Origin of the sequence: Paenibacillus tepidiphilus (assembly GCF_008635795.1) — a bacterium.
Lineage (GTDB): Bacteria > Bacillota > Bacilli > Paenibacillales > Paenibacillaceae > Paenibacillus_AQ > Paenibacillus_AQ tepidiphilus.
The window spans coordinates 257093-269370 of sequence record NZ_VWRQ01000003.1 but is presented as its reverse complement, the minus strand read 5'-3'; the positions used below and the strand labels follow the sequence as shown (position 1 = coordinate 269370).

Genomic DNA, 12278 nt, shown 5'->3' with positions numbered 1-12278 from the left:
GGATGACTGCTTTGGCAGCCGTCCGGCTTTTTGTCGCTATCGCCGGGAAAAGTTATCTTGGGATGGCAAGCTGGCGGATTGAACCGGAGGGGCCTTCATCCTGGAAGCCATGTCAATCCCGGCCTATATTTGTGATGGTTTTCACATTCCCTGGAAATGCGCTGCAGACCGCGCTATTTACCCGGCCCACCGGATCACCGGAGGCTTGAGACGAACGGAATACCCGCTCGGTTCAAGTCTTTTTTGGGCTGCATGCGATAAACGAAAGGAGAGTTGCTTCATGTCCACTTATACCGGATCATCGGGTGGTCAAGTCTTTACGGGCCGAGTCATTGAGCGTCCGCGTTATGTCTGCGCCTTGGGGGGAGCCATCGGAACCATCCAGTCCCTGCCGCGGGCGATCTCGATTCTGCATTCCTCGTCAGGCTGCGGCGGCAATCTGGCCGGCGCGCTCAGCGGCGCTTCGGGCTACAACGGGGGGAATTATTGCGGCGGGCATGCGTTGCCCAGCTCAAACGTGTCGGAACGCGATATCGTCTTTGGCGGGGAGGGGCGGCTCAGCGAACAGATTGAGAATACGCTGAAAGTCATGGACGGGGATCTGTACATTGTCGTGACAGGCTGCATGGTGGAGATGATCGGTGACGATGTACATGCTGTCGCCAAGAGGTTCAAGGGCGGAGAGCTGCCGGTGGTAGCGGCGGAGACGGTCAGCTTCAAGGGGAACTCTTATTACGGCTACGACATTGTGCTGGAGACATTGTTCAAGGATTACGTGGAGAGGGCGCCGGTCCAAGACCCTTCAACCGTTAACCTGTGGGGGATTGTACCGATGCAGGATGTGTTCTGGAAGGGCAATCTTGAGGCGTTGAAGAAGCTGCTCGACAAGCTCGGGTTCCGTGTGAATACATTCTTCGGGCAAGGCGAGACACTGGACAATCTGAAGCATTCTGCAAGAAGCTCGCTTAATATCGTCGTCTCCGACTGCTACGGTATTGCACCGGCCCGCCAGTTCGAGAAAATTCACGGCGTACCGTTTATAACGGTACCGCTGCCGATCGGCGACCATGGTACAGCGCGCTTCCTGCGGCAGGTAGGCGGGGCACTCGGCGTAGCTTCCGAAGTCATTGAAGCGCTGATTGCCGAAGAGCAGGCGGTGTATTATTCCTATCTGGAGCGGCTGGCGGATGTATATAATGACCTGGATTTTCAGCGTTATGCCACCGTAGTAGGAGACGCTAACTATGCGCAGGCGCTGACCCGCTTTCTTGCCGATGACATCGGCTGGCTGCCGGAGCTGGTTATTATCACCGATGTGCTGAACGGGGAACAGGAGGCGAAGGTCATCGCTTCGTTCGGTGATTATGAGTCCGGCCTGCAGCCGGAGATTGTCTATGAGACCGACGCTTCTGCAATCGAAGGCCATATCAACCGTCATTGGCCCGCACCGGGTGAAGGGAAATACGGCAACGGCTTTACTCCGGGCTATATCGTCGGCAGTGCCATGGACCGTGATACGGCGGAGCGGCTCAAGGTTCCGCTGCTTCCTGTGACCTACCCGATATCGAACCGGGTCGTTCTGCACCGGGCGTACGCAGGGTATGCAGGCGGGCTGACGCTGGCCGAGGATCTGCTCAGTCTTGTCGTTGCGCACCGCTAAGGCTGCTAATGCAATAATTTATTCATATAACAAGGGAGATGGCGAAGATGGACTACATCAGGCATAAAGTGCCGCCGGTGCGCGAGGACCGGCTGGCCGCCTGCGGGGCTTATGGGGGAACCTGCTGCGAGCTGTCGGAGGATGCCAAGAAGGGCTGTCTGTATACTGCCAAGCGCAGCTTCTCACAGACCCAGGGCTGCCAGCTGAATCTGAGCTTAGCGATGATCAGCACACTGCGGGATGCAGTCATGGTCATCCACAGTCCTATTGGCTGCGGCGGCAATCTGATTCAGAACGCCGGTATCGGCAAGGTGTTTCAGCAGCTGCGCCAGAAATCGGCGGCCGGGCTGCGCTGGATCAATACCAATCTGTCCGAATTCGATGTGATCAGCGGCGGAGAAGCGAAGCTCCGCCAGGCGGTGCTGAAGGCGGAGCGCGAATTTCAGCCGGAGGCCATTCTAGTCTTTAACAGCTGTGTGCCCGCATTGATCGGCGATGATGTCGACGGCATCCTGGACCAGCTGCAGAGTCAGGTGAATGCCCGGATCGTCCCGATTCATTGCGAAGGGTTCAAGACCAAAATTCAGGCCACCGCCTATGACTCCGTCTATCACGGGCTGATTCGCAATCTGGTTGGCCTGGATGCAGACAAGAAGCCGCAGCCTGAGCGGACGGCCGAGGAGGAGGCTGCCTACCGGGAGAGAATCGCCAAGACGATCAATCTGCTGAATGTCGGCTCGATGAGCCGGTTGGATGAAGAGGAGCTGGTACGGCTTCTGCGGGCGCTGGGGCTTCATGTCCGGATTTTGCCGTCCTATGCCCATCCGGATGATTTCTCCCATGCCCACGAGGCGGCGCTGAATGTGAGTATTTGCGCCACACATGATGATTATTTCGCGGAGCATCTCGAGCGCCTGTACGGAATTCCTTATGTGCTTCGCACGATTCCGATCGGCATTGCCAATACGAATAAATGGCTGCGCGATATCGCGGCGTTCTTCGGCATCGAGGAGGAGGCGGAACGGCTGATCGCAGCGGAGACGGCAGAGCTGAACGAAGCGCTGGCTCCATTCCGCGCCCAGTTCAAAGGCAAGACGGCGTTTATCGCCGGCGGCGAGGTGCGTATCCTGACGACCGGAGAACTGCTTCATGATCTCGGCATGGAGATTCTCGGGCTGCGCGGATACCATTTTGACAAATACGGTGCGCTGCTGCTGGATGAATATCTGGAGGATGTGCCGGGGTCAGAGGACCGCGTATTCAATGTCGGAGCGGGCCAGGTGTTCGAGCAGGCCAATCTGCTCAGCAAAATCAAGCCGGATTTGTTCGTCGGCCATATTGGCGTCAACGGAACCGCAGCCAAGCAAGGGTATCCGATCTTCCCGCTCTTCGGCCAGAGCAATGTCTATTTCGGTTACAAAGGGGCATACGAGGTGGGGAGCCGCGTAAGCCGCATCCTGCGGAACCACTCGTTCAACCGCAATCTGGAGCGGCATACCCGTCTGCCTTACCGCGACAGCTGGTATGAGCAGGACCCGTTCACTTACATTGATAATCCCGGTGCTACAGCGGTACGCAGCAATTGAAGAACAGGACTGATTAACAAAGGAGGAAGCAGAAATGTCCCACACCCAGCACAAAATATCCGTAAGTGGAGTGACGCGCGTATATACCCGCCGCAGCAGTGAAGGTGCCGAGAGCCGCTTTACCGCACTGGAGAATATCAGCCTGACCGTCCGTGCAGGCGAATTTCTGACCATCGTCGGTTCCAGCGGCTGCGGCAAATCGACGCTGCTCGATCTGATTGCCGGGCTGGCTGCCCCGACAGCCGGAGAACTGTTTATCGACGGGAAGAAAATTACCGGACCCGCGCTTGACCGGGGGATTGTCATGCAGGGCTATGCTTTGTTTCCATGGCGGACGGTGCGGCGGAATGTAGAATTCGGGCTCGAAATCAAAAAGGTGCCGAAAAAGCAGCGCGGGGCCATCAGCGACCACTTCCTCCAGCTGGTCGGCCTTGGCGGCTTCGCCGACCGCTACCCGTATGAGCTCTCGGGCGGCATGAAGCAGCGCGTGGCCATTGCCCGCGCCCTTGCCTATGACCCGGAGGTGCTGCTGATGGATGAGCCGTTCGCAGCCGTCGATGCCCAGACCCGGGAGACGCTGCAGGATGAGCTGCTGCAAATCTGGGAGAAGACGGGGAAGACGATTATATTCGTCACCCACAGCATCGATGAGGCGGTGGCGCTTGCCGACCGCGTCGTTGTGCTGTCGCCGAACCCCGGCCGGGTGCGGGAGATTGTGCCCGTACCGCTGGAGCGTCCGAGACGCGTAGCCGACGCCCAGGCGGCGCCGGAGTACAGCCGCATCAGACACCGGGTGTGGGAGCTGCTGCAGGCCGGCGGAGAGGCAACCGGGGTGCAGCCGGAGGCAGCCGTATCCGCGTACCACCGCCCGGAGGCTGCGCCGGCTGAGGAACGGCTGCCTGTATCGTCGGTGCTATAGGAACCGATTAGAACCCGATTCCCAATAATGGGCCCGGGCATGCGAAACAACACAGAAGAAAAGGTGGTGTTAGTGGTGACGAACACATCGCGTCATCCCTGCTACGATGAGATGGCCCATCATTATTTTGCCCGAATGCACGTGGCCGTAGCGCCAAAATGCAATATCAACTGCAACTATTGCAACATTAAATATGATTGCGTCAGCGAGAGCCGCCCCGGCGTCGTCAGCAAGGTGCTGTCGCCGCATGAGGCGTACAACAAGGTGCGCAGCACGCTGGTATCGCTGCCGCAACTGACGGTGGTTGGCATTGCCGGACCCGGCGATCCGCTGGCCAACCCGCAGGAGACCTTCGAAACCTTCAGACTGCTGTCTGAAGGAATGCCCGATCTGCAGCTATGCCTCAGCACCAACGGTCTGAAGCTGCCCGATTATACGGACGAGATCGTCCGTTACGGGATCGGACATGTGACGGTGACGGTAAATGCCGTCGATCCGCACATCGGGGCGGAGGTATACCGCGCCGTGTTCTTCCGCGGCAAAGCCTACCGCGGCTTGGCTGCGGCGGAGCTCCTGCTGCAGAACCAGCTTGAGGGTATCCGGCGGATCGCTGAGCGGGGCGTCAAGGTCAAGGTCAACTCCGTCCTGATTCCCGGCGTCAATGACAGCCATCTGCTCGATGTGACCGAGACGGTTAAGGATGCGGGGGCATTCTCCCACAATATCATGCCGTTGATCCTTTCTCCGGGCAGCCTGTATGAGGCACAAGGCCGCACGGAGCCGGCTCCGTCGCTGGCGCTTCAGGTGCAGGCGCGGAGCGAGGCGGTTATGCCTGTGATGCGCCATTGCCGCCAATGCCGCGCGGATGCGGTCGGGCTGCTCGGCGACGATCTCGGCTGGAAGGGAGAAGCCTTGCCGGGCCGGGAATACGACCCGGCCGTGCGCGAGGAGGTGCTGCTGCAATTGGACCAGACCGTTGCAGAGCGTAGACAGCGCGAGAATGATAAGCGAGCGGAAGGGGAACGGGACGCCTTGCGCATCGCCGTGACTACACGCGGCGGCGGCCAGGTGAATGTGCATTTTGGCCATGCCCGCGAATTCCTCGTCTATGAGGTGTCCGGGCAGGAGCAGAAGCTGCTGGGCGTGCGGCGGATCCAGGCGTATTGCAATGGCAAAGCGGATTGCGGGGACGCTAGCAAGGAGGACATTCTGGAGGAGACGATTACGCTGCTGCAGGATTGTCATATCGTGCTGTGCGCAGCCATCGGGCCCGGACCGGCCGAGCGTCTGGCGCGTGCCGGTCTGACGGCGCTGGCGCGCAAGGGAGAGATCGGCAAGCTTCTGGAGCAATGTGCCAAGTATAACCGCTATTTCACCTCCGCTGCATGCTCCCCTGTGGGGGCATGCCCATCCCCGGTGCAGCAGCGGTAACACTGTTTAGCTGCTCCAGAGCACGACAAAGCGGAGCACCCGGCCTGACTGGCTGTGTGCTCCGCGTTTTTTGCTGAATGGCCTAATTGTGCTGCGCCAATTGTACCTCGAAGCCATCCGGGTCTATTATATAGAAGAAACGCAAATGGGGATTAGGCGCGACCGGCCCGCGGGCAACAGGAATGCCCTGGCTGTTCAGGTATTCGATCGCCTGCTCCAGCGATTCCACCTCAAAACCGACGGATACGCCGCTTTCCGGTTTAAGCGCCGGATCGCTGCCTTGAATCAGTTCAACCTTGGGTTGCCCTTCCGGACCCAGCATGACAATCTGTTTGCCGCTGCTCTCAAATCTGCGTTCAATCGGCAGCCCCAGGATACGATGATAGAAATTCAAAGACGCCTCCAGATCGCTTACTCTGAGTGTAATCCAATTCATCGTTAAGTTCATGATTGGTTAGCCCTCCTTAGAATTGAGTCTTATTGTCTCATTATACTATTTCACTGCTATTCCACGAGTAATTCTGACTCAAACGTTCACATCGCGCACGTTGATATGTCCTGAATATGAATTTTTAAAAAAGTATTGCAATCTTTCGAAATAGTCTGTATAATCATTTCTTGTGAGCGACTTAAGTAAACATTAGAAGCTATCATTTGGGGCCATAGCTCAGCTGGGAGAGCGCATCGCTGGCAGCGATGAGGTCAGGGGTTCGATCCCCCTTGGCTCCACCAATAACCTCATATGGACTCTTAGCTCAGTTGGTAGAGCAGTAGACTCTTAATCTATTTGTCCAGGGTTCGAGCCCCTGAGAGTCCATCCTAAGAAGAACGGCAGAGATGCCGTTCTTTTTGCTGTTTCGGTCATCATACCCGGTCTGCTGCTGCGTGATATATTTTATATACAAATAAATATATTAACATGTTATCAAAAGAGTCATTTACAAAAAATGCCCTTTATGATAATAATAATAATTAATTAGAAAATGATTGAAAACGGTGCGTTCCTGCATTGTAATCGACTCCCGGAATAACCTGTAATGAAAACTTTAAGTTATGGGGGCTTCATGATGAACTACGATGTTAACACCAGATTGTATTACCAGAACGCTTATAAAGATGAACTGGAGTATTGGTTCAGAATGATACCTCCGAATATACCGCAAACCACTTTGCCGTTCAGCGCGTATAATTCGAATTCCCTGGATAACAAGATCAATCAATTGGAATTTGATTTCACACAAGAAGTGTTTAAGAAGATAATGGGCCTGTGCAAGAATTCTGATATTTCCTTGTTCGCTTTCCTCTTGGCTTCCTTTAAAGCGACTATGTTCAGACTAACTCAGAACGACTCATTATTGATAGTGTCCCCTTTGCTAAATATCAATCCTCCTAAATCCAATAATGCTGTAATCCCAAATAATAAGGTGCTTTTCTTTGACCGGTCCAATACAGAGCTCGTCTTCAAAGATTTATTGATACAAACCAGCGAGAATTTTGTTAACGCTAACAAAAACCGGAATTATCCCATGGATCTTGTTTTGGAGAAAATAGGTTATGATTTGCAGGACGCTAATTTTATCGACAGTCTCATTCTGGCATTAACCAATATACATAGTCTTACTGAGGTTCAGTCACTTGATTACAATATGTTTTTTGCCTTTGAAAGACATGCGGAAGATCACCTCCGCTTAACGGTTCATTACAAGAATAAACTGTTTAAAGAAAGCATGGTTTCTGATTTTGTAGGCCGTTATTTTCAGCTGATCGAAGCTGCCGCAGCAAACATTAACACAAGAATAAGCGAATTTGATTTGCTTCACCAGGAAGAGACTGAATTGCTGCTTCATGGATTTAATAGTACGGAATGTGATTTGCCTATTACCGAGCCTGTATTTAAATTTATTGAAGTGCAGGCCGAGCAGACACCGGACAGAGAAGCTATTTTCTTTGAAGATATCGTACTGACATACGGGGAGTTAAACCACAGAGCAAACCAGTTGGCAAATGCATTAATTTCCAGAGAATTACAATCAGGCAGTGTGGTTGGTATCATCATGGAAAGCTCACCTGAGATGATTATCGCTATCTTGGCGGTTCTGAAAGCTGGAGGCGCATATTTGCCGATCAGTCCGGAGTTTCCGGAGAATCGAGTTGTGGCGATGCTTGATGAATGTCAGGCAACGTTTGTGATAAGTAAAGACACTTTGATTAACCAATTTTCCTATACAAGATTAAGTAATTTGGATATGCAAGACATCAGCATTTATGTAACCCAACCCAGAAAGCAAATTATTGATTTGAACAGCTTGCAAATCCCGGACAGATCCTTGGTTGACTATGAAAAGTATAGCCCCTACATAGGACAGGCAATGGTAAAGAACAGTATAGCGTTACAATTCAGCAGAGGCTGCATGTTTAATTGTGCGTACTGTTTTAAAATCTGGCCTGACAATTATGTCATTAGAAGCGCTGATAACATATTTAATGAGATGAAACTCTATTACGATATGGGAGTGAGAAGATTTACCTTTGTTGATGATCTGCCGAATTTCAATATCCAAGTTAGCGAACAATTGTACCGGATGATTATTGAAAGCGGGATGAAGGTTCATCTTCATTTTCCTAACGGAATTCGGGGAGACATTCTGAGCAAGGAATATATTGATCTTATGGTCAAGGCGGGAACAGTTACCATGGACCTCGCTTTGGAGACGAGTTCTAAGCGGCTGCAGAAACTCATCCGTAAAAACCTCAATATCAGCAGGCTGAAAGAGAATGTTGAGTATATTATTGATAAGTACCCCCATGTAATTTTGGAACTACAATTGCTGCATGGAATTCCAACGGAAACCGAGGAAGAAGCCCTGGCTTCTTTGGAATTCATGAATAAGATTAAATGGATTCATTTTCCATACATTCATATCCTAAAGATATTCCCTAATACCGAAATGGCCAGGATAGCCGTTGCCAATGGAATTTCGCCGCAAGACATTGAAGAATCAGCCGATTTGGGCTATCACGAATTGCCTAAAACGCTTCCATTCCCAAAAAGCTTTACGAAAAAATACCAATCCGAGTTTATTAACGAGTATTTTCTTAATAAGGAGAGATTAATGCAAGTACTCCCTTATCAGATGAAGGTCTTGACTGAAGATGAACTCGTGCAGAAATACAATAGCTATTTACCCATTGATATTAACAGCTTCGGGGATTTATTAGATTACATTGGGCTGAGAAGAGAGGATTTGGACGCCGAATTTTTAGCGGATGATTATGGTACTGTATGTGATTTTAATAACAAGCTTAAGCAACATTTTGGTCAAAAAGAGCCGCAGCAGGGAGCCTTTAAGGTGTTGTTGCTTGATTTATCCCAATACTTCACTAAAGACAGCAATATTATGTACGATGTAGTCGAGCCTCCTCTCGGCTTAATGTACTTAATGACGAGTGTAAACAACAAGTTTGGAGGACTTGTTCAAGGGAAAATCGCCAAATCAAGAATTGATTTCGACAGTTATGAGGAGCTGAAGAAGCTAATCACGGATTTTCAGCCCGATCTTATCGGCATTAGAACCTTAAACTTTTATAAGGACTTCTTTCATAAAACAGTTTCATTAATGAGACAGTGGGGTGTTGATGTACCGATTATCTCTGGCGGACCCTATGCGACAAGCAGCTATAATCACATGCTGAAGGACAGCAATGTTGACTTGGCGCTGCTTGGCGAAGGTGAAGAGACACTTAACGCCCTTATTGAAGAGATGTTAAAGAATGACGGGAAATTACCCGCTGAAGAGATTTTACACAAGATGGAGGGCATAGCCTTTGCGGAGACTTCGCCGTCTAAGGTCGCTTTACAGCAGAAGCGGGAAATATTAATTATGGATCAAATGCAAGACATATTGAGCTGTGCAAGAGGAGATAATCCCCACAGAAGATGTATGCCTGATAACACCGCATATATTATATATACTTCAGGCTCCACAGGCAAACCTAAAGGGGTAATGGTACAGCACTCGAATTTGACTAACCAGATCTTAGGGCTTCAAAAGACATTACATATCCATGAGCCGCTTCGCTATATTTTGCTGGCCAATTTCACATTTGATGTTTCCGTAATGCACATTTTTCTTTCATTATCTACTGGCGGCAGGCTGTACTTGGTTTCAGATCATGTTAAGAAGAACCCGGTTCTGTTATGGGATCACATGGAGAAGAACAATATTAATGTCGTGAATGTGGTTCCAACTTTTATGGAAGCGCTTCTCGCTACAATTCCAGACGCGGCGTTCTTAGCTATTAAATACTTGTTCATCGGTGGGGAGACGTTCTCGAAGTCCCTCCTAGGAAAAATTCGGAAAACGATTAATGCTGAGAAAATATTTAATATATATGGACCTACCGAAACGACAATAAATGCAACACTTTATGAATGCAGGCAGGATGAGAGTGATGGCACTATCCCAATTGGTAAGCCGTTACTGAATTATAAATCCTATATTTTGGACAGAGACCTCAATTTGCTGCCCGTAGGCTATACCGGCGATTTGTATATTGCAGGGTGCGGTGTATCCAAGGGATACTTGAACGATCCTGTGTTGACTGACAGCAAATATGTGCGGAATCCATTTGAACTTGAGGAACGGATGTACCGTACCGGTGATCTTGCCGAGTGGAATCAGGATGGAAATATAATTTTCCATGGAAGAATCGATCATCAGGTTAAAATACGCGGATTCAGAATTGAGTTAGGAGAAATTAAAGAGCTGTTGATGCTGCATGCATTGGTTAAGGAAGCTCTGGTATTGGTAAAACCGGATCGTACCGGAGAGAATGTCCTGCATGCCTACATTGTTAAGAACGGTGATTGTGACCTGAATGACCTGAGGCTATATTTATCCAGGACGCTCCCTGATTATATGGTGCCTGCCTTTTTTTCGAGTATTGAGGCAATTCCGGTTACCATAAACGGGAAGCTCGATGTGAAAGCCCTGCCTGATTTCGAGCGGAACAATGACGGCTTTGAAGGGAATTCCGCGGATCAGTTAGACAGCATTGAGAATCAATTAAGTTTGATGTGGCGCGAAATTTTAGGTGTAGAGCAGATCAAATTAACGGATAACTTTTTTGATTTTGGCGGGCATTCTTTAAAGGCGGCTATTTTTGTGGCAAGAGCGCATAAGGAATTGCAGGTTAATATTCCGTTAAGGCAGCTGTTCCTGAAACCGACGATTAAGGATTTAGCACCATACATTAAATCTTTGGAGATAATCGGATATAACCATATCCCCCAAGCGGAGAAAAAGGATTACTATGAATTGTCTTCAGCTCAGAAGCGGCTGCTGATAGCAAGCAAGCTGGACAGGTCCGGTAAAAGCTATTGCATGACGGAAGCCTTTTGGGCGGAGGGGCCATTGAATATCGACAAACTGCAGCAGGCGGTAAACACTCTTATCAACAGGCATGAAGCTTTAAGGACATCCTTTGTTCTGGAAGAGGGTGAGTATGTTCAGAGGATCGGCGAGCACATTGCCTTCAAGATAGTAGTGGACCGGGCACTGAGGGAGAATGTGCATGCTTCCGTCACAAATCAGATTACCCGGTTTGATTTTGCACAAGCGCCTCTCTTTAAAGTGGCAGTGATCGAAGTGAGTGATAATTTGAACATCCTGTTATTTAATATGCACCACATCATTTCGGATGGTACATCCATGAATATCTTGGTGAAAGATTTGATTGCGCTATACGATGGAAGGGTACTACCGGAAATCAATGTGCACTATAAAGATTTCTCCGAGTGGCAAAATCGTCAATTGAGGGATAACAAGCTGAGGAAACAAGAAGAATTTTGGCTGAATCAGTTGTCAGGCGAGCTTCCTGTTCTTAACCTTCCTGTTGATTATAGAAGAACTTCGGTGCAGGAATTTGAAGGCAGTCGTTATGAAATTGTCATTGATCAGGCGCTTAAAGAACAACTGGAGTTAGCCGTCTCCGAGGGCAATACTACGTTATTTATGTATTTGCTGACGGTCTATAACATTTTGTTGTCAAAATATTCCTTGCAGGAAGATATTATTATTGGTTCGCCGGTTACCGGAAGGCCGTCAACGGAATTAGATAACACACTGGGTATGTTTGTGAATATGCTGCCATTGCGTAATTATCCGGAAAGCACTAAAACTTTTTCATGTTTCCTTAGAGAGGTTACTGAGAATTCGCTTCAGGCATTTGAGAATCAGGATTATCCGTTTGATGAGCTCGTGCTTAAACTGGATGCCAAAAGAGACCCTGGAAGAAACCCCGTATTTGATACAGTTCTGCATCTGCTTAATGTGGAGATGGCCGATATGCAGCTCCGGGGCTTGAATTTAGAGCCATACCTTTTGGATATAAGCACTTCAAAGTTCGATCTTATGCTGCATGTAATGGAACGGCCGAATCAATTAAGTGTGGTGTTCGAGTATAGCACAAAGCTCTTTAAGCAAGAAACGGTGGCCCTGTTAGCCAATCACCTTATTAGAATTATTAGAATGGTTACCGAGGATTCCAATGTTAGAATCGAAGAGATTCAATTATTTGCACCTGATGGCCAAGGAATGCCGCTCAGTACTGGCGGAGGGGCATGGTTAAAGGAATTAGAGGATATTGGAGGAATTAGGTTTTAGTCTTCCCGTGGGCCCCG

At 49.8% G+C, this 12278-nt stretch carries 6 protein-coding genes and 2 tRNA genes; 7 read left to right on the top strand and 1 reads right to left on the bottom strand.

Annotated features, from left to right (window positions below; translation table 11 throughout):
• Positions 1–280: 280 nt before the first annotated feature.
• The 4 genes from F1379_RS05245 (at position 281) to nifB (ending at position 5596) form a co-directional block, all read left to right on the top strand.
• Complete coding sequence (locus F1379_RS05245) at positions 281–1660, top strand: nitrogenase component 1 (RefSeq protein ID WP_150267115.1); 1380 nt, start codon at positions 281–283, stop codon at positions 1658–1660.
• Between the two features lie 47 nt (positions 1661–1707).
• Positions 1708–3246, top strand: coding sequence for a nitrogenase component 1 (locus tag F1379_RS05240; RefSeq protein WP_150267112.1), 1539 nt, complete (start codon positions 1708–1710; stop codon positions 3244–3246).
• Positions 3247–3280: 34 nt separating this feature from the next.
• On the top strand, positions 3281–4165 hold the full coding sequence (locus F1379_RS05235) for an ABC transporter ATP-binding protein (protein WP_150267110.1): 885 nt from the start codon (positions 3281–3283) through the stop codon (positions 4163–4165).
• Between the two features lie 75 nt (positions 4166–4240).
• Complete coding sequence (gene nifB / locus F1379_RS05230) at positions 4241–5596, top strand: nitrogenase cofactor biosynthesis protein NifB (RefSeq protein WP_239004564.1); 1356 nt, start codon at positions 4241–4243, stop codon at positions 5594–5596.
• 82 nt (positions 5597–5678) lie between these two features.
• Here the strand turns inward: nifB and F1379_RS05225 are convergent, their stop codons facing one another.
• Complete coding sequence (locus F1379_RS05225) at positions 5679–6044, bottom strand: VOC family protein (RefSeq protein ID WP_150267106.1); 366 nt, start codon at positions 6042–6044, stop codon at positions 5679–5681.
• 208 nt (positions 6045–6252) lie between these two features.
• Between F1379_RS05225 and F1379_RS05220 the strand changes: the two genes are divergently transcribed.
• From F1379_RS05220 to F1379_RS05210, 3 genes are all read left to right on the top strand, one after another.
• Positions 6253–6328: transfer RNA gene (locus F1379_RS05220), tRNA-Ala, on the top strand.
• Positions 6329–6340: 12 nt separating this feature from the next.
• Positions 6341–6413 (top strand) — tRNA-Lys (locus F1379_RS05215).
• Positions 6414–6663: 250 nt separating this feature from the next.
• The gene (locus F1379_RS05210) at positions 6664–12261 is read left to right on the top strand and encodes a non-ribosomal peptide synthetase (RefSeq protein ID WP_162551082.1); all 5598 of its coding nucleotides are present in this window, start codon (positions 6664–6666) and stop codon (positions 12259–12261) included.
• The last annotated feature ends 17 nt before the right edge of the window (positions 12262–12278 follow it).

Bases quoted from the DNA above. Each gene is read 5' to 3' on its own strand.
- F1379_RS05210 (WP_162551082.1), top strand. From the start codon at position 6,664: ATGAACTACGATGTTAACACCAGATTGTATTACCAGAACGCTTATAAA.
- F1379_RS05240 (WP_150267112.1), top strand. From the start codon at position 1,708: ATGGACTACATCAGGCATAAAGTGCCGCCGGTGCGCGAGGACCGGCTG.
- F1379_RS05225 (WP_150267106.1), bottom strand. From the start codon at position 6,044: ATGAACTTAACGATGAATTGGATTACACTCAGAGTAAGCGATCTGGAG.
- F1379_RS05245 (WP_150267115.1), top strand. From the start codon at position 281: ATGTCCACTTATACCGGATCATCGGGTGGTCAAGTCTTTACGGGCCGA.
- F1379_RS05235 (WP_150267110.1), top strand. From the start codon at position 3,281: ATGTCCCACACCCAGCACAAAATATCCGTAAGTGGAGTGACGCGCGTA.